This is a genomic window from Ferrovibrio sp. GW821-FHT12F09, from assembly GCF_058806775.1.
This window is the reverse complement of record NZ_JBXAPZ010000002.1, coordinates 222,868-248,870: the sequence shown is the minus strand read 5'-3', so window position 1 is coordinate 248,870 and position 26,003 is coordinate 222,868. Positions and strand designations below refer to the sequence as shown.

At 66.4% G+C, this 26,003-nt stretch carries 29 protein-coding genes; 8 read left to right on the top strand and 21 right to left on the bottom strand.

Translation table 11 applies throughout. The features are described from left to right. The first annotated feature begins 33 nt into the window (after positions 1-33). Entirely contained in the window at positions 34-2,088 is a 2,055-nt protein-coding gene (locus AC1ROB_RS14120; protein WP_492970502.1) for a bifunctional aldolase/short-chain dehydrogenase, read from the top strand. Continuing rightward, complete coding sequence (locus AC1ROB_RS14115) at positions 2,085-2,648, top strand: septation protein A (RefSeq protein ID WP_492970503.1); 564 nt, start codon at positions 2,085-2,087, stop codon at positions 2,646-2,648. Before AC1ROB_RS14120 ends, AC1ROB_RS14115 begins: the two co-directional genes overlap by 4 nt. Here the strand turns inward: AC1ROB_RS14115 and AC1ROB_RS14110 are convergent. Further along, positions 2,645-2,866, bottom strand: coding sequence for a biotin/lipoyl-binding carrier protein (locus AC1ROB_RS14110; protein WP_492970504.1), 222 nt, complete (start codon positions 2,864-2,866; stop codon positions 2,645-2,647). The two genes, AC1ROB_RS14115 and AC1ROB_RS14110, sit on opposite strands and share 4 nt — an antisense overlap. Positions 2,867-2,955: 89 nt before the next feature. Between AC1ROB_RS14110 and AC1ROB_RS14105 the strand changes: the two genes are divergently transcribed. Beyond that, a complete protein-coding gene (locus tag AC1ROB_RS14105; protein WP_492970505.1) occupies positions 2,956-3,828 on the top strand; it encodes an SPOR domain-containing protein in 873 nt (290 codons plus the stop codon). Between the two features lie 7 nt (positions 3,829-3,835). Here AC1ROB_RS14105 and AC1ROB_RS14100 read toward each other — a convergent pair whose 3' ends face one another. The 4 genes from AC1ROB_RS14100 to AC1ROB_RS14085 form a co-directional block, all read right to left on the bottom strand. Continuing rightward, a complete protein-coding gene (locus tag AC1ROB_RS14100) occupies positions 3,836-4,405 on the bottom strand; it encodes a hypothetical protein (RefSeq protein WP_492970506.1) in 570 nt (189 codons plus the stop codon). A 14-nt stretch (positions 4,406-4,419) separates the two neighbouring features. After that, positions 4,420-4,968, bottom strand: a complete 549-nt coding sequence (locus tag AC1ROB_RS14095) for a response regulator (protein WP_492970507.1) — start codon at positions 4,966-4,968, stop codon at positions 4,420-4,422. A 282-nt stretch (positions 4,969-5,250) separates the two neighbouring features. Further along, positions 5,251-7,071 carry a translational GTPase TypA gene (gene typA / locus AC1ROB_RS14090; RefSeq protein ID WP_492970508.1) on the bottom strand — a complete coding sequence of 607 codons (1,821 nt, stop codon included), beginning with the start codon at positions 7,069-7,071 and terminating at the stop codon, positions 5,251-5,253. A gap of 217 nt (positions 7,072-7,288) precedes the next feature. Continuing rightward, a complete protein-coding gene (locus tag AC1ROB_RS14085; RefSeq protein WP_492970509.1) occupies positions 7,289-8,281 on the bottom strand; it encodes a LysR substrate-binding domain-containing protein in 993 nt (330 codons plus the stop codon). A gap of 80 nt (positions 8,282-8,361) precedes the next feature. On the opposite strand from AC1ROB_RS14085, the gene AC1ROB_RS14080 reads away from it, so the two are divergent. Next, complete coding sequence (locus AC1ROB_RS14080; RefSeq protein ID WP_492970510.1) at positions 8,362-9,738, top strand: MFS transporter; 1,377 nt, start codon at positions 8,362-8,364, stop codon at positions 9,736-9,738. Here AC1ROB_RS14080 and AC1ROB_RS14075 read toward each other — a convergent pair. From AC1ROB_RS14075 to AC1ROB_RS14060, 4 genes are all read right to left on the bottom strand, one after another. Next, positions 9,713-10,282, bottom strand: coding sequence for a PAS domain-containing protein (locus AC1ROB_RS14075; RefSeq protein ID WP_492970511.1), 570 nt, complete (start codon positions 10,280-10,282; stop codon positions 9,713-9,715). The two genes, AC1ROB_RS14080 and AC1ROB_RS14075, sit on opposite strands and share 26 nt — an antisense overlap. A gap of 87 nt (positions 10,283-10,369) precedes the next feature. Beyond that, positions 10,370-10,756, bottom strand: a complete 387-nt coding sequence (locus AC1ROB_RS14070) for a hypothetical protein (protein WP_492970512.1) — start codon at positions 10,754-10,756, stop codon at positions 10,370-10,372. Between the two features lie 10 nt (positions 10,757-10,766). Continuing rightward, entirely contained in the window at positions 10,767-11,126 is a 360-nt protein-coding gene (locus AC1ROB_RS14065) for a hypothetical protein (protein WP_492970513.1), read from the bottom strand. Positions 11,127-11,314: 188 nt separating this feature from the next. After that, positions 11,315-11,593, bottom strand: coding sequence for an Rdx family protein (locus tag AC1ROB_RS14060; RefSeq protein WP_492970514.1), 279 nt, complete (start codon positions 11,591-11,593; stop codon positions 11,315-11,317). 95 nt (positions 11,594-11,688) lie between these two features. On the opposite strand from AC1ROB_RS14060, the gene AC1ROB_RS14055 reads away from it, so the two are divergent. The 3 genes from AC1ROB_RS14055 to AC1ROB_RS14045 all read left to right on the top strand — a co-directional run bounded on the left by AC1ROB_RS14055 (position 11,689) and on the right by AC1ROB_RS14045 (position 15,164). After that, positions 11,689-12,339: a TetR/AcrR family transcriptional regulator gene (locus AC1ROB_RS14055; RefSeq protein ID WP_492970515.1), complete on the top strand. Its 651-nt coding sequence runs from the start codon at positions 11,689-11,691 to the stop codon at positions 12,337-12,339. Further along, complete coding sequence (locus AC1ROB_RS14050; RefSeq protein ID WP_492970516.1) at positions 12,336-13,709, top strand: MATE family efflux transporter; 1,374 nt, start codon at positions 12,336-12,338, stop codon at positions 13,707-13,709. The genes AC1ROB_RS14055 and AC1ROB_RS14050 overlap by 4 nt, the downstream gene beginning before the upstream one ends. A 102-nt stretch (positions 13,710-13,811) precedes the next feature. Then, entirely contained in the window at positions 13,812-15,164 is a 1,353-nt protein-coding gene (locus AC1ROB_RS14045) for a zinc-binding metallopeptidase family protein (RefSeq protein WP_492970517.1), read from the top strand. Between the two features lie 114 nt (positions 15,165-15,278). On the opposite strand, the gene AC1ROB_RS14040 is transcribed toward AC1ROB_RS14045, so the two are convergent. The 10 genes from AC1ROB_RS14040 to AC1ROB_RS13995 form a co-directional block, all read right to left on the bottom strand. Further along, on the bottom strand, positions 15,279-15,788 hold the full coding sequence (locus AC1ROB_RS14040) for a PAS domain-containing protein (protein WP_492970518.1): 510 nt from the start codon (positions 15,786-15,788) through the stop codon (positions 15,279-15,281). A gap of 2 nt (positions 15,789-15,790) precedes the next feature. Beyond that, the gene (locus AC1ROB_RS14035) at positions 15,791-16,303 is read right to left on the bottom strand and encodes a PAS domain-containing protein (protein ID WP_492970519.1); all 513 of its coding nucleotides are present in this window, start codon (positions 16,301-16,303) and stop codon (positions 15,791-15,793) included. Then, a complete protein-coding gene (locus tag AC1ROB_RS14030) occupies positions 16,300-16,842 on the bottom strand; it encodes a PAS domain-containing protein (protein WP_492970520.1) in 543 nt (180 codons plus the stop codon). The genes AC1ROB_RS14035 and AC1ROB_RS14030 overlap by 4 nt, the downstream gene beginning before the upstream one ends. A gap of 816 nt (positions 16,843-17,658) precedes the next feature. Then, positions 17,659-18,846: an acetylornithine deacetylase gene (gene argE, locus AC1ROB_RS14025; RefSeq protein ID WP_492970521.1), complete on the bottom strand. Its 1,188-nt coding sequence runs from the start codon at positions 18,844-18,846 to the stop codon at positions 17,659-17,661. A 120-nt stretch (positions 18,847-18,966) separates the two neighbouring features. Further along, positions 18,967-19,983 (bottom strand): D-erythronate dehydrogenase, encoded by a 1,017-nt coding sequence (gene denD / locus AC1ROB_RS14020; protein ID WP_492970522.1) that lies wholly within the window; start codon positions 19,981-19,983, stop codon positions 18,967-18,969. Positions 19,984-20,049: 66 nt separating this feature from the next. Beyond that, positions 20,050-20,568, bottom strand: a complete 519-nt coding sequence (locus AC1ROB_RS14015; RefSeq protein ID WP_492970523.1) for a periplasmic heavy metal sensor — start codon at positions 20,566-20,568, stop codon at positions 20,050-20,052. Positions 20,569-20,574: 6 nt separating this feature from the next. After that, positions 20,575-21,021 carry a hypothetical protein gene (locus tag AC1ROB_RS14010; RefSeq protein WP_492970524.1) on the bottom strand — a complete coding sequence of 149 codons (447 nt, stop codon included), beginning with the start codon at positions 21,019-21,021 and terminating at the stop codon, positions 20,575-20,577. Then, entirely contained in the window at positions 21,018-21,629 is a 612-nt protein-coding gene (locus AC1ROB_RS14005; RefSeq protein WP_492970525.1) for an RNA polymerase sigma factor, read from the bottom strand. The genes AC1ROB_RS14010 and AC1ROB_RS14005 overlap by 4 nt, the downstream gene beginning before the upstream one ends. Positions 21,630-21,704: 75 nt before the next feature. After that, on the bottom strand, positions 21,705-22,301 hold the full coding sequence (locus tag AC1ROB_RS14000) for a gamma carbonic anhydrase family protein (protein WP_492970526.1): 597 nt from the start codon (positions 22,299-22,301) through the stop codon (positions 21,705-21,707). 139 nt (positions 22,302-22,440) lie between these two features. Further along, complete coding sequence (locus AC1ROB_RS13995) at positions 22,441-22,818, bottom strand: c-type cytochrome (protein WP_492970527.1); 378 nt, start codon at positions 22,816-22,818, stop codon at positions 22,441-22,443. A gap of 201 nt (positions 22,819-23,019) precedes the next feature. On the opposite strand from AC1ROB_RS13995, the gene AC1ROB_RS13990 reads away from it, so the two are divergent. After that, on the top strand, positions 23,020-23,757 hold the full coding sequence (locus tag AC1ROB_RS13990; protein ID WP_492970528.1) for a DUF6969 family protein: 738 nt from the start codon (positions 23,020-23,022) through the stop codon (positions 23,755-23,757). 4 nt (positions 23,758-23,761) lie between these two features. On the opposite strand, the gene AC1ROB_RS13985 is transcribed toward AC1ROB_RS13990, so the two are convergent. Next, positions 23,762-24,964 (bottom strand): TRAP transporter substrate-binding protein, encoded by a 1,203-nt coding sequence (locus AC1ROB_RS13985; protein WP_492970530.1) that lies wholly within the window; start codon positions 24,962-24,964, stop codon positions 23,762-23,764. A gap of 170 nt (positions 24,965-25,134) precedes the next feature. Then, the gene (gene otnI, locus AC1ROB_RS13980) at positions 25,135-25,941 is read right to left on the bottom strand and encodes a 2-oxo-tetronate isomerase (RefSeq protein ID WP_492970531.1); all 807 of its coding nucleotides are present in this window, start codon (positions 25,939-25,941) and stop codon (positions 25,135-25,137) included. Positions 25,942-26,003 lie beyond the last annotated feature (62 nt).

Sequence of the window (26,003 nt, the reverse complement as noted above, 5' to 3'; positions counted from 1 at the left end):
TCGCGGGAGTGACGATTTAAACAGGATTGCCCGATGAAAAATCTCTGGTCCGATCGCGACGCCAAGGCCGCCATTGCCCATTACGCCAAGCAGGGCGTGAATGCCGATCTGGCGATCCGCACCTATACGACGCGCCTGCTCGGCGGCGTGCCCGATCTGGTGCAGCATGGCGGCGGCAACACCTCGGTGAAGACCCAGATGCCCGATCCGCTCGGCAAGCCGGTGGACGTGCTCTGCGTCAAGGGTTCGGGCTGGGACATGGCGGTGATCGAGCCGCCGGGCCTGCCGGCTGTGAAACTGGCGCCGCTGCAGGACCTGATCGCGCTGAAAAGCCTGACCGACGAGGACATGGTCAATATCCAGCGCTGCAACCTGCTGGACTCGACCTCGCCCAATCCCTCGGTGGAGACGCTGTTCCACGCCTTCCTGCCGCACAAGTTCATCGACCATACCCATGCCAGCGCCGTGCTGGCGATCACCGACCAGCCCGATGGCGATGCCATTTGCAAAAAGCTGTACGGGAACCGCGTCGCGCTGGTCGAATACGAGATGCCGGGCTTCGGTCTCGCCAAGAAGGCCGCCGCCGCCTTCAAGGCCAATCCGCAATGCCAGGGCCTGATCCTGCTCAAGCATGGCATCTTCACCTTCGCCGAGACGGCGAAGGAGGCCTACGATCTGATGATCGAATTCGTCAGCAAGGCCGAGGCGCATCTCGCCAAGGGCAAAAAGACCGTCTTCACGCCGGGCAAGGCGCTGCCGAAAAAGATCGCCGCCGCCGAAGACGTGCTGCCGATCCTGCGCGGCCTGCTCAGCATCCCGGTCGATGCCGATGGCGCCGTCACGCGCTGGGTTTTCAACCTGCGCGACAGCGCCGATATCCAGGCCTTCGCGCGCGGCAAGGATGTGATGCGCTACAGCCAGGCCGGCACGGTGACGCCCGATCATGTGATCCGCACCAAGCCCTGGCCGCTGGTGCTGCCGGCGCCGGAAGCCGGCAGGCTCGATGCCTTCAAGGCGGAGGCGCAGAAGGCGGTCGATACCTATATCAAGAAGTACAAGGCCTATTTCGAGCGCCACAATGCCAAGGCGCAGCCAAAGAAGATCATGCTCGATCCGATGCCGCGCGCGCTGCTCATTCCCGGCCTCGGCCTGGTCGGCGTCGGCAAGACGCGCAAGGATGCCGTGATCGCCGGCGACGTGGCCGAGATGGCGGTCAGCATCATCACCAAGGCCGAAGCCATCGGTAAATTCACCAGCATCAAGGAGCGCGACATCTTCGATGTCGAATACTGGTCGCTGGAACAGGCCAAGCTGGGCAAGGGCGGCGAGAAGCCGCTGTCGCGCCAGGTGGCGGTCATCACCGGCGGGGCCGGGGCCATTGGCGCGGCGACCGCGAAAGCCTTTGCCGCCGAGGGCGCCGAAGTCGCCGTGTTCGATCTCGATGGCGCCAGGGCCGCCGAAGTGGCGAAGAAGCTCGGCGGCATCGGCATCGCCTGCGACGTCACCGATCCGAAAGCGGTGCAGGCAGCCTTTGCCAAGGTCGTGCAGCATTTCGGCGGCGTCGATATCGTCGTCTCCAATGCCGGCAATGCCTGGGGCGGCAGGATCGGCGAGGTCTCCGACGACCTGCTGCGCAAGTCGTTCGAGCTGAACTTCTTCAGCCACCAGTCTGTCGCCCAGGCCGCCGTGAAGGTGATGCTGCAGCAGAAGACCGGCGGTTGCCTGCTGTTCAACGCCTCCAAGCAGGCGGTCAACCCGGGTCCCGATTTCGGGCCGTATGGTCTGCCGAAAGCCGCGACGCTGTTCCTGTCGCGCCAGTATGCGCTGGATTACGGCGCAGAGGGCATCCGTTCGTCTGCCGTGAATGCCGACCGCATCCGCTCGGGGCTGCTCACCGACGAGATGGTGGCCAAGCGTTCGAAGGCGCGGGGCCTGAGCGAGAAGGATTACATGTCGGGCAACCTGCTGCTGCGCGAAGTGAAGGCCAGCGATGTCGCCCAGGCCTTCGTGCAGTTGGCCGTGGCGTCCAAGACCACGGCGGCGGTGGCCACCGTGGATGGCGGCAATATCGCGGCGGCGCTGCGGTGAGCACGGAGGCATCTGCGCCGCGCTGGCTCAAGCCGGTCACCGAATACGGGCCGCTGGTCGTCTTCTTCGGCGTCTACAGCGCCGAGGGCCTGCTGCCGGCGACCGCGGCGCTGCTGGCGGCCACCGCCATCGGCCTCGGCCTGTCGCTGTATTACCTGCGGCGCCTGCCGCTGCTGCCGCTGGTCACCGCCGGCGTGGTTGCCGTGTTCGGCGGCCTGACCCTGTGGCTGCAGGACGAAACCTTCATCAAGATGAAGCCGACCATCGTCAACGCCATCATCGCCGTGCTGCTGCTCGGCGGCGCGCTGCTGAACCGGTATCCGGTGAAGCTGGTGCTGGGCGCGTCCCTGGCGTTGACCGAGGCCGGCTGGCGTCAGCTGACCTTGCGCTGCGGCCTGTTCTTTGCCGCCATGGCGGTGCTGAACGAGATCGTCTGGCGGACCCAGAGCACCGATCTCTGGGTGGCGTTCAAGGTCTTCGGCCTGATCGGCCTCACGGTCGGGTTCATGCTGCTGCAGATGCCGCTGATCGCGCGGCACCGGATCGAACGGCAGAGCTAGGCTTCGATCACCGCCAGCACCTGGCCTTCCTTGACGCTGTCGCCCTCGGCGACCGTCAGGGACGCGAGCCGGCCGGCCTTGGGCGCCTCGACCGGGATTTCCATCTTCATCGATTCCAGGATCATGACGACGTCGCCGGCCGCCAGGCTGGCGCCGATGGCCGCTTCGAGCTTCCAGACCTTGCCGGTCACGTCGGCCTTGATGGGTATGCTGGGCATTGTTCCTCCTGTCTTAACCATCTTAATACCTTGGTCATGCTTTGCTCGTCAGCCTAAAATGCCCCGTGCTGCTTCAGAGTGCCGTCCCGATGAGCCGTCTGCCGATCTATTGCCGTAACGTCATGCCCGTCCTGCTCGCGGCCCTGCTGCTCAGCGGCTGCGAAGGCTATTACCAGGCGCGGCGCGAACTCGGGCTCGATCCGCAGGATCCGCCGCGGCCGGAGGTGCAGCTGCCGCCGCCCGGCACCATTTCCCAGGCAAGCTGGACCGCCCAGCGCGCCGCCAGCATGGCGAAGAGCGACCAGAGCAACACCACGCCGGTGGGTTACAAGGAGCCGGACAAGCCGGCCCAGCCAGCCGCAGCCGCAGCGCCGGCAGGCGCAACGCCAGCAGCAGTAACGCCGATGGCTGCCGCGCCGGTCCCGGCCCAGTCTGGGTCGTCCGCCCCGCCGCGCATGGCCAGCGCACCCGCCAGTGCACCTGCCAGTGCGCCAGCCGCGCGTCCCGCACCCGCGATACCGCCCTCGACCTCCAATCCGGCAGCGCTGTCCGTGACGCCGTCGCCGGCCCTGCCGGCCGGCTACAAACCGTCGCCGTCGGTGGTCGATCAGCCCGGCGCGGCCCAGGAGCAGCAGCAGATCGCCGCCACCGCCGGTGCGATGCCGACCCCGCCGATGCTGTCGGGCAGCATGAAAGACTCAGCCTCGGCCATGGCCGGCGGCTGGAAGGCGCATCTTGCTTCCCACCGCACGGAATCCGCCGCCATCAACGAATGGCAGGAGCTGCTGAAGGCCAATGCCGCGCTCTACGGCCAGTACGATCCGCTGGTGGAATGGACCGACACGCCGCGCGGCGCCTTTGCGCGCCTGGTGCTGGTCGGCTTCGCCGAGCGCAAGGATGCGGATGCCGCCTGCGCCAGGCTGCGCTCGTCCACGCGCTACTGCGCGAGCATCAAGGACTGATCGGTTTTCAGTGCGGCTGATCGGCTGCGGCGTCGGGCTTTTTCGGCCTGGGCGGCGGCAGCGGGCGCGGATATTTCGCCACGATCTTGCGCAGGCCGGCCAGCAGTTCGGCGCTGTCATCCGGCGTCTTGCGGCTCTGGTCGGCGGCGCAGAGCAGCCGCAGCACCGACTGGTGCATGGCGATGGCTTCCGGACTGTACAGGCCGGCGGCATGCAGACGGTAGAGCAGCTCGCACAGGCTGTCGGCGGCTTCGGTCACCAGCGGCGCGCCGAAGGTGCCGCCGAGATCGCGGATCTGCATGGCCTGGCCATACGCCGCCTGCAGGGCTTCGGGGATGCTGCCGGGCAACTGGTCGAGCGTGAGGTCGAGCGCCTGCAGCGCATCGCTCACCCAGGTCAGATAGCGCCCGCGCTCGGCGCGCACAAAGGCATCGGCGGCGCCCAGCAGGGCGGCGGCCGACTTGCCGCCCTCGCGCAGCGCCAGCATGGCGAAGCGCGACTTGATCTGCACGATCTTCACCTCGGCCTTGGCGGGTTCGGGCTGGATGACCTGCAGATCGGTTTTGGTGTCGCTCATGACAGGCGTATCCGTCAGTGCAGCGCCATCCGCGCTTCGTTGGCGGCCAGCACCGGCAGGGCGGCGCTGCCGCTGCGGCGGTCAGGCGCCAGCGCCGGCCCGGCATCGCCCTTGAAGCGGCGATCCGGCCCGTTATAGACCGACGCCATCACGAAGGGGCGCGGGTCTTCGGCGATCCACAGCAGGCGGTCATACAGCAGCTTGGGCGAGATCGGCTTGGCCAGCACGAAATTGGCGCCGCAGTCGCGCGCACGCTCCACGGTCTGCGCCTGCGCATGGCCGGTCAGCACGATCACCGGCGTGTAGCGGTTGGGGTTGTTATGGTCGGCGCGGATGCGGCGCACCAGGTCGAAGCCGTCGAGCTGCGGCAGGTTGCAGTCGCAGACCAGCAGGTCGGTAATCTCGGCGCGGCTGCGCGCCAGCGCGTCATCGCCGGTACCGGTAACAGCGATATGCTGCGCGCCCAGCGCATGCAGGATGCCGTAGAGCAGGGTCTGGAAGTAGGCATTGCCGTCCGCCACCAGGAAGCGGAGGCTGTTCAGATTCAGGGCCGGTTTCGCCATCGCAGTCGCTTTCTGTGTTTTGCAGCGGACGCGGTTACGTCTGACTCGGGGTGGCTATCTGGGATAGTATTTATCCAGAAAGAAAAACAATCATCAAGAGAATATCTGGCTAGAGTTGTATTGCTGTCGCTGTAATAAACGTTAATTTGCAGGAAGTGTTTGAAAAGTCAAATATATCCGTCTACGGAGCAGCGTCCGGTTCCGGCATCGGCCCGGCAGGCCCGGAATCAAAAAGGCCGGGGTTTCCCCCGGCCTTTGTCGTCTTGATATCGGCTGCCTGCTTTAGGCAGCGTCAGCAGACCGTGACGCGCGCTTGCGGTCGTTCGGGTCCAGCAGCTTCTTGCGGATGCGGATCGACTTCGGCGTCACTTCCACCAGCTCGTCGTCACCGATGTAGCTGATCGCCTGCTCCAGCGTCATCTTGCGCGGCGGGGTGAGGCGCACGGCCTCATCCTTGCCCGAGGCGCGCATGTTGGTCAGCTGCTTGGCCTTCATCGGATTGACTTCGAGGTCGTTGTCGCGGCTGTTCTCGCCGATGATCATGCCCTCATAGACCGGCGTGCCGGGATCGACGAACAGGGTGCCGCGCTCCTCGATATACCACAGCGCATAGGCCACGGTTTCGCCGGTGCCGTTGGCAATCAGAACGCCGTTGCGGCGGCCCGGGATGACGCCGCGATGCGGGCCGTAACCATGGAACAGCTTGTTCATGATGCCGGTGCCGCGCGTGTCGGTCAGGAACTCGCCGTGATAGCCGATCAGGCCGCGCGAGGGTGCATGGAAGGTGATGCGGGTCTTGCCGCCGCCCGACGGGCGCATGTCGCGCAGCTCGGCCTTGCGCAGCGACATCTTTTCCACGACCACGCCGGTATAGGCGTCGTCGACATCGACATGCACTTCCTCGATCGGCTCCAGCAGGTCGCCGTTCTCGTCCTTCTGGAACAGCACGCGCGGGCGGCTGATCGACAGCTCGAAGCCTTCGCGGCGCATCACTTCGACCAGCACGCCGAGCTGCAGTTCGCCACGGCCGGCGACCTGGAAGGCGTCCTTCTCCTCGGTCTCGCGAATGTGAATCGCGACGTTGCCTTCGGACTCGCGCATCAGGCGGTCGCGAATGACGCGGCTCTGCACCTTGCTGCCTTCCTTGCCGGCGAAGGGCGAATTGTTCACCGAGAAGGTCATGGCCAGAGTCGGCGGATCGATCGGATTGGCCGGCACCGGCTCGGTGACGGCGGGATCGCAGATGGTGTCGGCCACGGTGGTGGTGGTCAGGCCGGCGATGGCGACGATATCGCCCGCATCGGCTTCTTCCACCGGCACGCGTTCGATGCCGCGGAAGGCCAGCAGCTTGGTGACGCGGCCGGTCTCGATCTCGGTACCATCCGCGCGCAGCGAATGGATCGGCATGTTAACCTTCAGCTTGCCCGAGTAGATGCGGCCGGTGAGGATGCGGCCGAGGAAGTTGTCGGCCTCCAGCGTCGTGACCAGCATCTTGAACGGCGCATCCTGTTCGGCGGTCGGCGCCGGCACATGGCGGACGACGAGGTCGAACAGCGGGGCAAGGTCCTTGCGCGCGCCTTCCAGGCTGTCATCGGCCCAGCCGCTGCGGCCCGAGGCGAACATGCAGGGGAAGTCGAGCTGCTCTTCGCTGGCATCCAGCGCCGCGAACAGGTCGAAGACTTCCGAATGCACTTCCACCGGACGGGCGTCCTGGCGGTCGACCTTGTTGATGACCACGATCGGACGCATGCCCAGGCCGAGCGCCTTGCCCAGCACGAACTTGGTCTGCGGCAGCGGGCCTTCGGCGGCGTCCACCAGCAGGACGACACCGTCGACCATGCTCAGGATGCGCTCGACTTCGCCGCCGAAATCGGCGTGGCCGGGGGTATCGACGATATTGACGCGGGTGCCGTGCCACTCGACCGAGGTGCACTTGGCCAGGATGGTGATGCCGCGCTCACGCTCCAGATCGTTGCTGTCCATGACGCGCTCGGCGACCTGCTGGTTCTCGCGGAACGAGCCGGACTGGCGCAGCAGGGCGTCGACCAGCGTGGTCTTGCCATGGTCAACGTGGGCGATGATGGCGATATTGCGAATGTCCATGCGGCTTACACGAAAGGCCCGGTCCATCCTGAGGGCAGGTGGCCAGGCGCGATTCCTTTGGGTTCGGGCTTAAGTTGCGGGGTTTATACGGGTCCGGACCCTTTGTGACAAGGCCAGATTTGTTGCGCCGCAATGACGGCGGCGCAGGGCTGGTATGCCCGGCGGATACCGGGAAAAACCTAAAACTGTTCAAAGGGTTAAGGCAGAACGATTCGACTCAGCGGGCACGCCGGATCTGGCGCACCGGAGCGGGGGTGGCCGGGGCGGTCTGGCCGGCTGAAACCTGGGCCACAGTTTCGGTCGCCTGGGCCGCCAGCCAGGTCACAAAAGATCGCACGCGGGTGTCGTTCGACAGCCGCGCCGGCCAGACGGCGATATGGGCCTTCTGCGAGGTCATGTCCCAGTGCCGTGGCAGCACCCGCACCAGCCGGCCCTCGGCCAGCGCGTCATGCACCAGCAGCGACCGCCCCAGCGCCACGCCGGCGCCTTCGAGGGCAGCGCTCACCGCCGTGCCGATCTCGTCGAAGCGCAGGCTGGCGCGCGGCCGGGTGGTCACGCCCAGCCGCTTGAACCAGGTGCTCCATTCCCATTCCTGGCCCTGGCCGCCTTCCGCGCTCTTGAACAGCAGCGGCAGGCCGGCGATCTGCGCCGGTTTTTTCAGCGGCGCGTCCAGCACCGTGGGCGCGCAGACCGGAAACACCTGTTCATGGAACAGCAGGCGCTGGGTGCTGGTGTTGCGGCCCTCGTCGGGCTTGACCCAGCTGACGCGCAGATCGAGATCGCCGCCGCGCGCCTCGGCCTGGGCGCGGGTGGTGAAGATCACCAGCTCCACATCGATGCCGGGATGGCGCCGGGCAAAGGCGGGCAGGCGGCGCAGCAGCCAGTGATGCGCCAGCGCCGCGCCGATGCCGACCCGCAGGCGCGCCGGCGCCGCGGCCAGGCGGCAGCGGGCGCGCAGCCCGGCCATGCCGTCGAACACATCGCCCAGACCCTCCGCCAGCGCGGTGCCGGCCGGGGTTGGCGCCAGGCCGGCGCGGCGCCGCAGCAGCAGCGGCGTGCCGATGAAAGCCTCCAGCCGGCGCAGGCGATGGCTGATCGCGCTCTGGGTCACGCCCAGTTCAGCCGCCGCCGCCGTCATGCTGCCATGGCGCAACGCGGCGTCGAAAGCGACGAGGGAGTCGAAAGGCGGCAGCGGGTGCTGGGCAGACATGCAGAGTAGTATGAATTAGATTCATGCTTCTGTGAAGCCTTGTCGCGCGCGCGCAACCGCCGGCCGTGGCATGCAGGGGCATGACCGATCTCACATCCGCTCCGCGCGCCGGCCTGCTGGCGCATCCGATGGCCGTCGCCTGGGTGCTGGCGCTGTCGGTCAGCCTGGCCAACTTCGATGTCACCGCCATCGCCGTGGTGCTGCCGGCGATCCGCGACGAACTCGGCTTCTCGATCAGCGCCACCGCCTGGGTGATGGATGCCTACAGCCTGGCCTTTGCCGGCACGCTGTTCGCGGCCGGGGCGCTGGCCGATCGTTTCGGCCGCCGCCGCATCCTGCTGCTCGGCAATGTCGGTTTCGCGCTGGCCTCGCTGCTCTGCGGCCTGGCCTGGGATGGGCCATCGCTGTGGATGGCCCGCGCGCTGCAGGGCCTGTGCGCGGCCTTCTTCATCACCGGTGGCCTCGCCGCGGTCTCGCTGGCCTACCCCACATCGAATACGGCCGCCCGCGCGCGCGCCTTCGGAATCATCGGCGTCACCAGCGGCGCGGCGATGGCGCTGGGCCCGACGCTCGGCGGCTTCATCGCGGCCGGCTTCGGCTGGCGCTGGATCTTCCTGGTCAACCTGCCGATCTGCGCCGTCTGCGAATGGGCCGTGCGCCGCGTCACCGCGGAATCGCGCGACGAGGCGGGCCGCGCGCTGGATCTTCCGGGCGTGGCGCTGCTCACGCTGGCCATCGCGCTGCCGGTGCAGGCCCTGCTGCATGCCGACGGACCGGTGCTCTGGCGCTGGGCGGCCGTGATCGCGGGGCTGGCGCTGGGCGTTATGCTGGTCTTGCAGCAGAAGCGGCGCGCCAAACCGATGCTGGACCCGCTGCTGTTCCGCCGGCGCGAGGCCATCGGCATCGGCTGCCTGCTGCTGTCCCTGTCGGTCAGCTACTGGGCGACGCTGATCTACCTGCCGCTCTGTCTGCTGGCAACCTTCGGCCTCGGCATCGAACAGGGCGGGCTTGCCATGCTGGCCGCCACGGTGCCGATGCTGGTGCTGCCGCCGGTCGGCGTCTGGGCGACGCAGCGCTATGGCTGGCGGGTGAATTTCACCGGCGGCATGCTGCTGCTGGGTGCCGGTCTGGCGCTGCTGGCCTGGGCGGTGTTCACCGGCGCCGCGCTCTGGGTCGTGCTGGGCGCGATGCTGCTGATGGCCAGCGGCGCGGGCTTGAGCAATTCGCAGGTCTCAGGCGCGCTGGTGGCGCTGGCGCCGCCGGAACGCGCCGGCATGGCCTCGGCGATGGCGACCACGCTGCGCCAGGCCGGCTTCGCCATCGGCATCGCCCTGCTCGGCGCGGTATCCTCTGGCGGCACGGCTTTCGCGCCGGCCTTCGCGCTGGCGGCGCTTGCGGCGGGGCTCGGCGCGCTGGCGGCGCTGCTCACCCTCAGTCCGGGCCGGCAATCACCGTGATTTCCGGCGTCACGCTGCGCCAGTCGCCGCTCCACCAGCCGCGATCCTCGCGGCGCTGCCAGAACTGGCAGACGAAGATCAGCATGACCTGATCGCTGCCGCGCAGCGGCGTCACCAGACGGTAGGTGATGCCGTTCACGAAGTTGCCTTCGTCGTGATAGAGGCTGGAGGAATAGACCGGCCGCGCTTCGGCGATGGCGGTGCGGTTCAGCAGCCGTACATAGTCGTGATAGCTGGCGGGCAGCAGTTCATCGATATGACGGCCGGTCGGTTCGCGGCCGGCATGCTGGACCACATCGGTGCCGGCCAGACGAAAGCGGTAGCGCTCGTCGGGCGGTGCGCCGCTGCGTTCGAGCAGCATGATATTGGGCAGCAGGGCGGGGAAATGCAGCGGATCGATGGCGCTGCGTGGCGGCGCCTCGCCGTTCTCGCGGCGGGCAAACCAGTATTGCGCAAGCTGCCGCAGCCGTTCATCGGGTATGCTCCCGATGCTGCCCCGCCTGATTTCAACACTGACGCGCGGCGTGGTTGCGAACGTCTGCATGGCCTATTCAGTGCAGATCGTTCGCGGCCCGGCAAGAGTCAAATGGGCTGGATTCAGCAGAGGGTCGGGGTTAGCAGAAGGCTGGGGTCAGACCACGATATTGGCGATCAGGCCGGTCTTCTTCTGGTCCAGCTCCTTGGACAGACCTTCCTTCATCTTCTTTTCCAGCAGTTCGCGGAACTCGTCCTCGATTTTCTTGCGCGATTCCTCGTCCATGTCGGCCAGCGACTTCTCGTCCAGGCCCTTGCTTTCGAGGAACTGCTTGCGGATGCGTTCGGGCACCGAAAGCTTGGCGTAATCGAGGAATTCCTGCGTCGCATCCGGCTTCACGCCGGTCTCGCCGGTCAGCGCGGCGGCGGTGGCAGAGGTGGCGTCGTCCTTGGCTTTCGCCGCGGCATCGGTCGGCTTCACGCCGCCGGCCTGGTTGATGCCGTAATAGGGGTTGGTGAAATAATTCGAGGCAATCGTGCTCATGGAGCGGTCCTTACACCAGCAGGTTGGCGAGCCCACCGGCGGTTTTGCCGGTCTGCTGTCGCACCATCTCTTCCACCTTCTGGCGGATGCCTTCCTCGATGGCTTCGCGCTGTTGCGCGTCCATCTCGTTCAGTTTCTCCTGGGTGACGTCCTTCTCCTTCAGCTCCTGCAGGCGGAGCTTCTCGGCATCGGACATTTTCGCGTAATCGAGGAAGTCCTGTTCGGGACCCTTCTTGATCTTGTCGACTTCCTGGACGGTGCCCTGGTCATCGGGCGCGAAGAAGTCGGCCGCCGAGGTGCTGCTGATCTGTCGCGGTGCGAACAGGGTGGCGAGAGCATCGAGGCCGCCGCCGATTCCGGAAATGGACATGGCTATTCTCCGTGGTGTTCTGGACACGGAGGAAGCAAGGCATATGCCAGCGGTAGAAGTGTTGCGGTTGCAAGGATGTGTCGCGGATTACCGCGAAATCACAATGCTACGGCATATGGTGAATACGCGTTAACCGGAAAGTTTTGCCGGGCAGCGCGAGCAACACGGCGCGATTTGCCGGGACGGAATTACCGATCCACATGCCCGAGGTCGCGGTCCGGATCGAGGCGGTCGCGCACCAGCTGCTTGAGCGTCTTCACATCGGGGAAGCCGCCATCGCGTTTGCGCTCCCAGATCAGCGCATCGTCGTAATGGATTTCGAAGATGCCGCCGGTGCCGGGCTTGAGCGCCACGTCTTCCACATCGTCGACAAAGGTGGAGAGCAGCTCCTGCGCCATCCAGGCGGCGCGCAGCAGCCAGTGGCATTGCGTGCAGTAGGTGATGCGGATGCGGGGCTTGGCGGCCATGGCGGGACTCCGGAAAAAGTCCAGCCAGCCTAGCAGGTTAGGCGGGCTCGATAAAATATGATGACGATCATAATATTCCATGGCAGTCTGGCGCCATGAAATCCGCAACAGCCCCAGATCCTTCCGACAATCCGGCCAGAGCCCAGGCCCGGGCCCATGCACCGGCCCGCACCAAGGGCTATGCCACCCGCCAGGCCATCCTCGCCGCCGCCGCGACCGCGATCCGCGAGCAGGGGCCCGACCGCATCAGCGTGGTGGCGGTGATGCGCGCCGCCGGCCTCAGCCATGGCGGCTTCTACGCGCATTTCGAGTCCAAGGAAGCGCTGGTGGCGGAAGCCATCGCCAGCATGTTCGCCGGCGGCCGCGACCGCTTCATCGCCCGCATCGGCAGCCGCACCGGCCCGGAGGCGCTGAAGACCTGGATCGACAGTTACGTGTCGCGCAGCCATCGCGACAATCCCGGCGGCGGCTGCGCGCTGTCGACGCTGATGTCCGACATGCCGCGGCTGGATGCGGCGGCGCGCGCCGCCTTCGACGACGGCATGCGCGGCATCGCCGCCCGGCTCAGCCGTTATCTGTCGGGGCCGCAGGCGCAGGCCGAGCCCCAGGTGCTGACCCTGCTGGCCGAGATGGCCGGCGCGGTGGCGCTGTCGCGCGCCGTCGCCGATCCGCAGCTCTCCGACCGCATCCTGAAACAGTCGCGCGCCGCCCTGAAGGCGCGCATCGATGAAATGAGCGCCGCATGAACCAGCAGGCCCCCGTGACACCGGCGATGCCCGCCGCGGCAGGCAACCGTGAGGCTTTGCTCACCGCGCCGATCCTGCCCACGCTGCTTAAACTATCGGTGCCCAATGCCGTGGCGATGACCGCCACCGCGCTGGCGGCGATTGCAGAGACGGCTTATGTGGGCGTGCTCGGCATCGAGCCGCTGGCGGCGATGGCGCTGGCCTTCCCGATGATCATGCTGATGCAGATGATGTCGGCCGGCGCCATGGGCGGCGGCGTGTCCTCGGCGATTGCCCGCGCGCTCGGCGCCGCCGACCTGCCGCGCGCCAATACGCTGGCCATCCACGCCATCGTCATCGCGGTGTCGGCCGGGTTGTTCTTCACGGCCTTCTTCTGGCTGCTCGGCCCGGCGATCTACAGCCTGCTCGGCGGTCGCGGCGAAGCCCTGCATCAGGCGATCCTCTATTCCCACACGGTGTTCACCGGCAGCATCGCCGTCTGGCTGTTCAACACGCTGGCCTCGGTGCTGCGCGGCACCGGCCGCATGATGGTGCCTTCTGTCATCAGCCTGCTGGTGGCGGTGGCGCAGATCGTCATCGGTGGCACGCTCGGTCTGGGGCTTGGCCCGGTGCCGCGTTTCGGCATGATCGGCGTCGGCCTCGGCCAGGTGATCGCGTTTGCGCTCGGCGCCCTCTATCTCTTCTGGCATCTGCGCTCGGGTCGCGCCCGGCTGCGGCTGACGTTTGCCGGCTTCAGATCCGAACGCGCGCTCTATCTCGATATCCTGAAGGTGGGCGCGCTCGCCTGCGTCTCGTCGCTGCAGACCGTGCTGACCATCCTGATTTTCACCGGCCTGGTGGCGCGCTTCGGCACGGTAGCGCTCGCCGGCTATGGCATCGGCGCGCGGCTGGAATTCCTGCTGATCCCGATTGCCTTCTCGGTCGGCGTCGCCAGTGTGCCGATGGTCGGCATGGCCTTTGGCGCGCAGAATATCGCGCGCGCCCGCCATGTCGCCTGGACCGCCGCCAGCTTGGCTGCCGCAGCACTCGCCGTGATCGGCATCATCGTGCTGATCGTGCCCGATGCCTGGACCACGCTGTTCACCACCAACCCGGATGTGGTGGCGGCGGCGCGCCAGTATCTGATCGCCGCCGGCGCCGGCTTCCCCTTCTTCGGCTTCGGTCTCTGCCTGTATTTCGCCAGCCAGGGCTCGGGCAAGGTGCTCGGCCCCGTGGTGGGTGGCACCATCCGTCTGGTCATGGTCGCCCTCGGCGGCTGGTGGCTGACGGTGAGCGGGGCGGAGGTGTGGACGCTGTTCGCGCTGGCCGGCGCGGCGATGGTCGTATACGGCGTTTCCACCGGCCTGCTGGTGAAGGCGACGCGCTGGTAGCCGGAAGCCCGGTTTTTTAAGGAACCTTCCGGCCCCCCCGGTCGTCCTGTTCCTGTCGCCCGGGCCCGCAGCGGGACGGGGCCAGAGAGGGCCACGGCTGCCATGAAACTGTTTGAATGCCTCGGCTGCGGCCAGCCGGTCTATTTCGAGAATACCTCCTGCGAAAGCTGCGGCCGCCGTCTGGGCTACCTGCCGCAGGCCGGCGTGCTCAGCGCCCTGGAACCGGCCGCGCCCGTTTCGGCCGATCCGCCCGCCGATCTCAATGCCGTCAACCCGAATGCCACCAATGGCGTCTGGCGCGCGCTGGCCGCGCCCGAGGCGCGTTGGCGCTTCTGCATCAATGCCCAGCACGATGCCTGCAACTGGCTGGTCGAAGCCGAGCCCGAAGGCGCAGCCCCCAACCCCGAGGCCTATTGCAGCGCCTGCGCCCATAACCGCACGGTGCCCGATCTGGGCGATCCGCAGCATCTGAACAACTGGCGCCGCATCGAAAGCGCCAAGCATCGCCTGTTCCACGGCATCCAGCGGCTCGACCTGCCGCATGAGACCCGCGACCAGGATCCGGATGAAGGCCTGGCCTTCGATTTCCTCGCCGATCCGCCCGACCCGAAAGCGCCGCGCATCGTCACCGGCCATGACAACGGCCTCATCACCATCAATCTGATGGAAGCCGACGACGCCAAGCGCGAAAAGATCCGCGTCGCCATGCACGAACCCTATCGTACGCTGCTCGGCCACTTCCGCCACGAGGTCGGGCATTACTACTGGGAGCGGCTGGTGCGCCGCGCCGGCGACAACTCGGAAGCCATGAGCGGCTTCCGCGCCCTGTTCGGCGACGAGCGCACGGATTATGGCGAGGCGCTCAAGCGCCATTATGCCGATGGTCCGGCGGCGAGCTGGCAGGACGGCTTCGTCAGCGCCTATGCCGCCGTGCATCCCTGGGAGGATTTCGCCGAGACCTGGGCGCATTACATGCACATCGTCGATACGCTGGAAACCGCCGGCGCCTTCGGCCTGCGGGTCAAGCCACGCATCAGCCGCGGCGAGGAGATCGGCACCCGCATCGATTTCGACAGCTATCAGGCCGAGAGCATCGACCAGCTGATCGAGGCCTTCCTGCCGATCACCTTCGCGGTCAACAGCCTGAACCGCTCGATGGGCCAGCCCGATCTCTATCCCTTCGTGCTCAGCCCGCGCGCCATCGAGAAGCTCGGCTTCATCCATGCGCTCTGCCGCCATGCGCGCGAGGGCCTGCCGCAGATCACGCCGCGCCTGTCGGCCCAGCCGGCCGCCATGCCGCTGCAGGCGAGCCAGCCGCAGGCGGTGCCCATCACTGTCGAACCGGCCACGCCGCCCGCGCCGCTGCCCGAAGGCCCGGCCGACGAGCCGGTGACGCCGCAGACCGCGGCCCTGATCGCGGTGGCCGCGCAGCTCGCGCTCGATCCGGTGGCGTGAATTCAGTCCACGCTTTCGTCATCCCCGTGAAAGCGGGGATCCAGAGCCGCGAGGCTCAGGCATTGGCCTCTGGGTTCCCGCCTTCGCGGGAACGACGGGGAGAGTTATCCCTTCTCAGGCGTCCTGGGCGCCGTGGTAGAAGAAGATGGAGAGGATGCGGTCCACCGTGACGCCGTCTTCCGACAGCGGGCAATGCGCCAGTTCCACATCGGCAAAGCTGAAGCGGAAGGGAATATTGACCCGGCCGCGCCAGTGGATCATGCGGCCGCTCTCGGCCACCTGGCGTCGGATATCGACAATCTTGGCCTGGCTCTCATCGGGCGCCGTGTGCAGGTTCACGCTGGTTTCGATATAGCGGTTCATCAGCGGCACCGGCGCCGCCGCCAGCACGATTTCGCCCGCCACCCGCACGAAGAACCGCATGGCATCGCCGGCTTCGCGGCGCACCTCGACCAGCACCACATGGCCCAGCAGGGCGGCAATCGCCATCGGATCGAAGGCGGCGCGCGCCGGCAGCCGGTCGGCCGGATGGATGCGCTGCATGTAGCGCAGGAAATCGGCGACGACCCGGCTGTCGGCAGCGGCCAATCCAGCGTCGAGCGCGGCCAGATTGGGATGGGTCATGGTTATTCGCTGCCGCTGTAATAGAGAGCCGAAAAGATGCGGTCGATGGTAACGCCGTCATCGGCCAGCGGGCAATGCACGTATTCCACGTCATCGTAATCGAGGCGGAATTTCATGCGCGGCTTGCCGCGCCAGTAATACAGCCGGCCGGTCGCCAGCACCTCCTGGCGCACATCGGCGATGATGTCGGTGCTGCGCTCGGTGCGATGCGGCTCGGCCAGGCGGCTGAACTCGTCCAGATAGCGGTTCATCATCGGCGCCGGCGCTGCGGCCAGCATCACCTCGCCGGCGACGCGCACGAAGAACCGCGCCGGGGCCGGGGCCGGCTGGCGATGCACCTCGGTCAGCACCACATGGCCCAGCAGCTCGGGGATATGCAGCGGATCGATATCGCGGCGGCCGGGCAGGCGGTCGGCCGGGTGGATGCGCCGCATGTAGGTCAGGAAGGCGGCAACCTTGCGGCTGCGGACGCGGGGCAGCGTGGCGTCGATGGCGACAAGGTTGGGATGGGTCACGGCTGCGGGTCGAGCGCGGCCAGACCTTCGTAATGGAAGATCGAGACGATCTGGTCAATGGTGCGGCCGTCTTCGGCCAGCGGGCAATGCACCAGTTCGATGCTGGCGTAATCCAGCGAGAAGCGCACCCGCGGCTTGCCGTGGCGATACAGCATGCGGCCGGTATCGATCACCGTGTGGCGGCTTTCGATCGGGAAGCGCACGGTGGATTCAGAGGTATTGGCGATCTCGTCCATGTAGCGGCCATGCAGCTTCATGCCGATGGCGGCGGTGACTTCCTCACCGGCGACCTTGACGCGGAAGCGCGGCCGCTCGCCGCCATACTCCACCTCGGTCAGGACCAGATACGGCAGCAGGCGCGGGATGGCCATCGGATTGAAGCGGCTGCGCGCCGGCAGGGCGTCCACCGGGTGGATGCTGCGGTAATAGGTCAGGAACTGCGCGGTGGTTCCATGCCGCGCCACGCCCTGGGCGGCGATGACAGCCTCAAGGTTGGGGTGCAGGGCGGGAAACGACTGGGCCGTGGTGAAGAGGGGCATGCGCCGCCCTTTCCTGGTCGCGGGAGCGCGCTGACTACCAGCTTGCATTGCGACGCACCATTGCAGGGACTGCAAAGCTGCTCTGCGGTATGACAGCGGACAGATTAAATATAATTAATCCTATAAATTCCTATTTTGTTCTTTTCATTTGACCAATCTGACCCTAATCTCTTGGCACCCCCTCAGCCGCGGAGACCCGCCATGACCCGTCGCACCGCTTACGATCCCTTCAAGGATGAGACTCTGGGGACCGGCCATGAAAGCGCCTGGCCGCCGCCGGAGCCGGCGCCTTCGCTCCCCAGGCCCAAAGCGCCGCGGCGCCGGCCGCAGCTGATCGACTGGCGCGGCGTCGCCCGGCGCATGGCCGAGGGCGAGGGCATTCCCGTCATTGCCGCGGCGCTCGGGATTCCCGAACAGCGCATCTGGTCGCATCTGAACAAGAGCAGCCGCTTTGCCCTCTACATCCGCCAGGCGCTGGAGCGCCAGCGCCTGCTGACCCGGGCGCAGTTCCCGGCGCTGGCTGCCAGCATCCTGCGGCAGGGGCTGACCGCAGAGCGGCTGTTGCCCGCCGATGTGCTGGTCTGGCTGAGCGCGCAGATGAAGGCACAGGATCAATTCAGCTCCGAGGAGCTGACGGCGCAGTTGCGCGCGGCCTGCGCCTCGGGGCGCAAGGCGAAAGACGACGCGCAGGTTGTGCAATCTGCCGCGCCGATTTCACCAGCACTAGAAACGAAGCAAAACGAAACCCAAAGAAGCGAAACGCCGCGACCGTTTCCGCTCGCGGCGCCAGTTACACAGGACTCAGGCGGGCCAGACTCAGGCCGGAATGCCGCTGCCGGTGCGCACGCGCTCCAGCAGCCGGTCCATGAAGGCCTCGCACAGGCCGATCTGGCTGAGCGCGATGAACTCGTTGGGCTTGTGGGCCTGCTCGATCGAGCCCGGGCCGCAGACGATGGTGGGAATCCCCAGTTCGGAGAACAGGCCGGCTTCCGTGCCGAAGGCCACCTTCTGCACGCGGTTGGCGCCGGTTAGGGCCTTCGCCAGCTCGATCACGCCGGCGCGGTCATCCGTTGAGAGTCCGGGGAATTCCGAAATCTGCGTGAAGGTGAAGCCCGCAGCGGGATCAATCGCCTTCAGCTCCGGCTCCAGCTTGGTCCTCGCATAGGCGACAACTTCAGCAAACAGCGCATCCACATCGTCCTGCGGCAGGTAGCGGATCTCCCACAGGAAGTGGCAGTCCTTCGGCACGATGTTCAGCGCCGTGCCGCCATTCACCACGCCGGTATGCAGCGAGGTATAGGGTGGCGCGAATTCCGGATCGAACGGCCCGTTGTCGCGCTTGTTGCGCGCCAGCGACTTGATGAAGGCGATCAGCTCGGCCGCCGCCTCCACCGCATTGGCGCCCTGGTGGGTCAGCGAGGAATGGCATTCAAAGCCGCGCACATCGACGCGCCAGCTTTTCTTGCCCTTGTGCTGGGCGATCACTTGCATCTCGGTCGGCTCGCCGACGATGCAGGCCTTCGGGCGCACCGGCATCTCCTTCAGCGCCTCGATCAGGCGCTTGGCGCCCAGGCAGCCGACTTCCTCGTCATAGGTGAAGGCATAATGGATCGGCGTCTCCAGCGTCTGCGCCAGGAATTTCGGCGCATACGAGAGCGCGATGGCGACGAAGCTCTTCATGTCCGAGGTGCCGCGGCCATAGAGCAGGCCGTCCTTCTCGGTCAGCGTGAAGGGATCGGTGTCCCACTCCTGGCCATCGATGGGCACGACATCGGTATGGCCCGACAGCACGATGCCGGGTTTGTCCTGCGGGCCGATGGTGGCATAGAGGTTGGCCTTCTTGCCGGTGGCGTCATGCACCAGCGTGGAGTCGACGCCGAGGCCTTTCAGGTGGTCGCGCACCCAGTGGATCAGGTCGAGGTTGGAATCGCGGCTGACGGTCGGCATCTCGATCAGCTGCTTGATCATCGCGAGCGCTTCGGGGGAGGGCTTGGGGGTGGTCATATTTTTTGTCTCTCTATGTACAACTATTATTCGTCATTCCCGCGAACGCGGGAATCCAGAGTCCAGAGCGGCGGCCCTGGTCCCCGCCAAGAAGATCTTCTGGGCGGGGACGACGAGGGGTTACGACGACTGCAGGCTCTTGATCTGCGCGTCCAGGTCGTCGGCGATGAAGGCCTGCACGATCTCGTCGATGCTGGCATCCACGGTGAAGCCCAGATCCTTGGCGCGCTGCGACGTGGTCTCGCCAGGCCAGCCGTCGACGATCTTCTGGATATGGGCATCGGGCGTCCAGTGGATGGTGCCGATCTTGCGGTTGGCGCCCTTCAGGGCGGGGGTGGCGCGCTCGACGGCGGCCGCCATTTCGCCGGCGGTAACGCGGATGCCGCTCAGCAGCAGCGCACGGTCGGTGCCGAATTTCTCCGCCGGCAGGTCATGGGCGCGGATGAAGGCATCGACCACGCGTCGTGGCGAGAGACAGGCCATCGGGCTGTCGGGCCGCACCGGGCAGGTGGCGTCGACGCCGCTCAGCGGCTCGCGGATGATCGAGCTGGCCCAGGTGCTGGCGGCTTTGTTCGGTTTGCCCGGCCGCACCATGATGGTGGGCAGGCGGATGCTGCGGCCATCGAGGAAGCCCTTGCGGCTGTAGTCGTTGACCAGCAGTTCGCCGCTCAGCTTCTGCGCGCCGTAGGAGGTGGTCGGCCGCTGCGGCGTGTCGTCGCCCACCGCCTGTGGCAGCTTGCCGCCATAGACGGCCACGGACGAGGCGAAGACCACGCGCGGCGTGTGGGCCATGGCGCGGCAGGCTTCCAGCACATTCTTGGTGCCCTCAAGGTTGACGCGGTAGCCGCCCTCGAAATCGGCCTCCGCGCCCGAGGAGACGATGGCGGCGAGATGGAAGACGGAGTTTGTCTTGTCGCCGATCAGCGCCTTGACCTGCGCCGCATCGCTGATGTCGCCGGCCTTGATCGTGACCTTGGGATCGATGGGACCCATGGCCATGACGGTATCGAACAGGGTGATATGGGCGATCGGCTGCGGCTTGCCGTCGGCTCCGGCCAGCGTGCCGCGACGCAGCAGTTCGCTGACCAGTTTCTGGCCGATGAAACCGGCGCCGCCGGTGATGACGACATTGAGCATGAGCGCCCCTTTCCCGAAAGCGCCCACGCTAACCAGCCTTGTTCAGCCAGACAAGGCGTGCGGCGGTTATCGTCCCGGCGGCGGCCCGTCGCCGCGCATATGCGGCGGTCCGCCCATCGGCCCGCCGGGCGGGGGACCGCGCCGCAACATGCGTTCGCCGAATTCGCGGCGCTGCTCCGGCGTCATGGCGTCGGCGGCGGCCAGCAGGCCGGCCTGCAGACCCTGCTGCAGCTGGTCCAGGCGCTGGCGATGTTCGGCCAGCACGGCGGCCAGGCGGTTATGGTCATAGGGTTCGGCGGTCAGGGCGCTGCCGAGGTCGCGGCGCATCTGATGCTGCGACAGCGCGCCGCCCTTGCGGCCTTCCTGGAACGCCTGGCGGAAGGCCTGCGCGGCATTGTCGGGCAGCCGGCGGGCATACTGGTCCTCGATCTGCGCGCCGCGGCGCTCGGCCATCTCGCGGTATTTGAAGAACCGCACGGCGCCGAAACTGGCGAAGCCGATATTGAGCGCCACCGAGGCGATCAGGCCGATGGCCAGCCAGCGGTTGATCTTCGACTTGGGGGCGGAGGCGACAGGATCAGACATGATGGCTCAGTCCTCGGTGAGGAATGGTGTGGCACTGGCGATCTGCACGCCGACCATGTCGGTTTCCTGCGCATCGATCAGGCCGAAATTGACAAAGCCGGCGCTGACGCCGATGGCCAGCGCGAGCGCCAGGGCTGCGAATTGCGGCATGGCGCGGCCACTGGGGAACAGCAGCGCCAGCGCCTCGATCACCTGCACACGCCAGTGCGGCGCCGCAGCGGGACGTGTGGCGATCTGGTCCAGCACGCGCTGGCGCAGCGCCGCGCTCGGTTCCAGATCGGGCAATGCGGCGCCCTGCAGCAGGCGGTCGAAGGCGGCCGCCTGGCGCTGCAACTCCTGCGCGGCGGGCGAGGCGGCGAGGAAGGCTGCAGCGGCAGCGCGCTCGGCTTCGGGCCACAGCGCCGGGTCAGCCCCATAGGCATCAAGCAGGTCGGTGAAGCGGGCGATATTCATGGGGTGCCTCCTTGGCCCAGCGCAGGGGCCAGATCGTCGCGCAACGTGCGCTTGGCGCGGATCAGCAGGGATTCCAGGGCGCCGACGCTGATATCCAGCGCCTTCGCCGCATCGATGTTGCTTTCGCCTTCCCAGAAGCAGAGCAGGATGGCGGCGCGCTGGCGTTCGGGCAGCTTCTGCAAAGCGGCGGCGACGCGGTCGCCGGTCTCATGGGCGAGGCGCGCCTCGTAGGGCGTAGCGCCATCCTCGTCGATCGGCTCGGGCTGGTCGTCCAGCACCGCCATCTTCGGTTTGCGTTTGCGGTCGATGCTCAGGTTGACCACCACGCGGTTGAGCCAGGTCTTGAAGCTGGCGCCGCCATCGGGACGCCAGCGCGCCGCATGCTGCCAGACCCGCAGGAAGGCCTCCTGCGCCACCTCTTCGGCATCGGCGCGGTCATACAGTACGCGGTAGGCCATGGTGGTCGCATGGCGCAGGTATTTGTCGACCAGCAGGCGATAGGCCGCGTGGTCGCCGCGCGCGACCCGCTGCATCAGGGCGGCGTCGATATCACTCATGCGCTCGGCCGGACCAGTGTCCAGCCGGGGCAGGGCGAGGGAAGCGAACATGGGAGACGGTCCTGCTCATGCCGTTGGGTTCTGGAGGGTTACACGGCGGCATGGCGGCTTTCCTGCGCAGGAAAATCAGGCCTGACCGGCGGCTTCCAGATCCTTCAACTCCTTGGTCAGGCGGGCGATTTCCGCGCCCACGGCGGCGGCGATGTCCGGCGCGTCCCAGTCGCGGTACTGCTGCTGCCGATAGGCCAGGGCATTGCGATAATAGAGCCAGGCGTTCAGGCGGCAGCGCACATAGTTGTTCTGGGTCTTGATCACTTTGCCCGGACTGCCCACCACCACCGAATTGCTGGGGATGACGGTGCCTTCCTTCAGGAAGGTGTGGCCGCCGATGATGCAGTTATCACCGATCTCGCAGCCGTCCATGATGGTCGAGCCGATGCCGATCAGGCAGTTGTCGCCGATGGTGCAGCCATGGATGGTGCAGTGATGGGTGATCGAGCAATGGGCGCCGATGTAAGTGCCGGTCTGGCTGCCCACATGCAGCATCGAGAAATCCTGGATGTTGGTGTGCTGGCCAACGACGATCTCGTAATTCTCGGCACGCGCGGCCACATTGATCCAGATGGAGGAGCCTTCCTCCAGCCGGACCTTGCCGTAGATCTGGGCGGTGTCGTGGATATAGGCGGGATTGTTCAGGACCACGTCGGGGCCGTACACGGGCATCGCATTCCTCCATCCGTTGGTCCCAGCTTAACCAACGGTGCGAGGGCGCAAAAGGTGCCCGGCCCGGCCAAAACGAAACGGGCCTCCCCCAGGATCGCACCCGGGGGAGGCCCGTGCATGGCAGTATGCGAATGGTGCCTTACTTGGTGGCGTCCTTCAGATAGGCGATCAGGTCGGCGATCTCGCTTTCCTTCTTGATGCCGGGGAAGACCATCTTGTTGCCCGGGATATAGCCCTTGGGGTCGGCGATATAGGCGGCGACGGTGGTTTCGTCCCAGGTGATGGCCTTGGCCTTCATTGGATCCGAGTATTTGAAGCCGGCGCTGGTGCCGGACTTGCGGCCGAACAGGCCGGCCAGGCTCGGGCCGACCGTATTCTTGCCGGCTTCGAGCTGATGACAGGCGCGGCATTTGGCGAAAGCCTTGCGGCCTTCTTCGGGATTGCCGGCAGCCTGGGCTGCAGAAATGCCGGCCAGCAGGCCGACGGCGGTCAGGGCGGTGAACAGGACTCGGGACATCGGGGGGCTCCTGGGGACGAGGGGAAGCGGCTGGTCGGCTAAGCTTTCTGAGAAAAACTGTGTTTCTGAGGAAAATAGTCCGATCTGGCAAAAAAATAACACAGCGACTCGCATCGGCAACAGCGGCGCATTGCCGCATTTACCGGTGCTTAAGAAGCGGCTGCTTAGATGCCCCGCCTGAGTGGTGGAGAGACGCGTAGCATGAATATGATGGCGAATCTGGGGCAGGCGCGGGTGCAGGCGATGTTGCAGGCAGGCAATGACGTGCTGCAGGTTCAGCAGGCCCTGGCGACGAAGCGCAGCAATCTGGTTGCCGAACTGCTGCGTGGCGAAGAGGATTTCTTCGAGCAGCAGCATTATCCGGCCGGCGATGTCTTCGATCCGGCAACAGGTGCGCAGTACTACTACCATGCCCATCGCAACGAAGACCGTGAGCACGGTCACTTCCATGTCTTCCAGCGGCCCAATTTCATCCCCGAAAAATTCGAGCCGGCGCGCTATGTGAAGCCCGGTGTCGGCCGCTGCGGCCCGCAGGACGCGATCGGCCAGCACTGGCCGCGCGGCGAGCAGGCGCTGGCCCATATCGTCGGCGTCGCCATGGACCATTACGGCCAGCCGATCCGGCTGTTCACCACCAACCGCTGGGTCACCGACGAAACCTGGTTCCCGGCCCGCGACGTGATCGCCATGCTGGATCGCTTCGAGCTGCGCCACGCCTGGCCGTCGGCCGAGGTGAACCGCTGGCTCAACGGTCTGCTGCATCTGTTCCAGCCCGAGATCGTCGAACTGATCCGCCGTCGCGATGCCGCCGTGGAAGCGCGCGGCCGCGCCAATCCGCGCGGCGACGCGCTGGAAGACCGCAGCCTGGAAGTCACCGCGTCACTGGATATTTCGGTGGAACGCCGGGTGCGTCAGCTGCGCCGGTCGCTCGCGGCCTGAGGCTTTACGGCAGGTAGCCCAGATTGCGCCATTCCGCATAGGCCTTGCGGAAGGTATGGAAGGAATCCCACACCTTCTTGAATTCCGGGTTGGCGGCGCTTTCTTCCTTCACCACCTGGATCCAGGATGATTTGAGCGCATCCATCACCGCCGGCGGCAGGGTATGCACCTGCACGCCGCGCTGGCGGATTTCCTGCAGGGCTTTCACCTGCTGCACTTCGCCTTCCGCCAGGCTCTCGCGGATGTTGTCGCCGCAGACGCTGGTGATCAGGCTGCGCTGGGCATCGGTCAGGCCGTCCCAGACCTTCATATTGATCAGCAGGGTGATCAGTGAACTCTGCTGGTGCCAGCCGGGGAAGTAATAATGCTGCGCGGCCTTCTCGAAGCCATAGCGCACATCGACAAAGGGCAGCGAGAATTCGGCGGCATCGATGCTGCCGGTCTGCAGCGCATAGAAGGTGTCGCCGCCGTTCAGCGCGACCGTCTCGACGCCCAGGCGCCGGATCACCTTGGCGCCGATGCCCATGAAGCGCATGCGCAGGCCCTGCAGGTCCTTCACCGTGTTGATCTCGCGGCGGAACCAGCCGCCGGATTCCGGCGGCAGCACGGTGCAGACCACCGGCTTGATGTTAAAGCGCGAGAAGCTCTCGTCCATCAGATCCTGGCCACCGCCATAGGATAGCCAGGCGAGGTATTCGCTGGCCGAGGGGCCGAAGGGCACGGTGGAGAACAGCCAGAAGACGCTGTCGCGTTCGGCGAAGAAATTCGGCGATGACCACACGGCGTCGATGCTGCCGTTGGAGACCTTCTCGAACAGCTCGGCATTGGGCGCCAGCATGTTGGGCTCGAACAGCTTGACGTCGATATTGCCGTCCGAGGCGGTGGAGAGCTTCTCCACCATGCTCACGGCCATGGTGCCGATCTGCGGCGCCGATGTGGGGGCGGCGCTGGCCAGCTTGATGACGACGGGGCGGCCGGGGGCTTCGGTGACGGCCGGCGGCGTGGCGAGCTGGCCGGCGTCGGGGTCCTTGATGGCACGCGCTTCCGGGGTATTGGCAGACCGCTGCAACGAGACGGTGCCGATACCGATCAGAATGCCCAATACCAATGCCAGGCCGGCAACCGTGACCAGGCGCGCCATGTCAGCAATACCCTTTTCCTCGGTCAGCGTAAGGTCCCACCAACGCTGCGGCCCAGGCACTGTCACCGGGCCGGTGTCACAATAGGCGGCAAGCCGAGCAGCCGTCTATGCATACGCCGCTGCTCAAGGGCCTGTCAGAGCCCAGTTTTACCGGAAACCACCCACACGTCAGGTTGAGAGTTGATAACAAATAACCGTCTGGAGAGGCAAAACCGGGCGCGCAGCCGGCAGCCGCCCTACGGAGCCGGCCGGGGCTTTGGCGGCACCACGCCGTAGTCGCGGATCCAGGACAGGCTGTCGGCGGTCGCCCCCGCGGGACGGTATTCGCAGCCGATCCAGCCGTCGTAGCCCAGGGCGTCGAGCTGGCGGAAAATGAAGCCGTAGTCGATCTCGCCGTTGCCGGGCTCGCGGCGGTCGGGCGGATTGGCGATCTGCACATGGCCGATCACCGGCATCTGGCGGGCGATGCGCTTTGCCAGATCGCCGTGAATGATCTGCGCATGATAGACATCGAATTGCAGGCGCAGGTTGGAAGCACCCACCTCCTGGATCACCCGCTCGGCGAAATCGAAATCGCTCAGGAAGAAGCCCGGCACGTCGCGCTGGTTGATCGGTTCGATCATCAGGGTGATGCCGGCGCCGCCAGCCTGCTGCGCCGCCCAGGCCAGGTTGTCCATGTAGCAGGCTTCCATGGCCCGGCGGTCGGCCTTGGGCGCCTGCAGTCCGGCCACCACATGGATCTGCCGGCAGCGCAGCGCCTCGGCATATTCAAGGGCGCGCGCCATGCTGGCGCGGAAGTCCTGGCGGCGATCGGGCAGGGAGGCCAGCCCGCGTTCGCCGGCCGGCCAGTCGCCCGGGGGCGCGTTGAACAGCGCGACCTGTAAACCGGCATCGCGGACGGCAGCGGCCACGGCGGCGGCGCTGTGGTCGTAGGGGAACATGAATTCCACGGCCTGGAAGCCCTGGGCAGCCGCGGCCGCGAAGCGGTCGAGGAAGGGCTCGTCCTGGAACAGGAAACTCAGGTTCGCGGCGAAACGCGGCATCTCTCGGCCCCCCGGCCCGTTGAACCCGATCTGTCACCGGGCGTTGGTTTTCCGAGACTGTC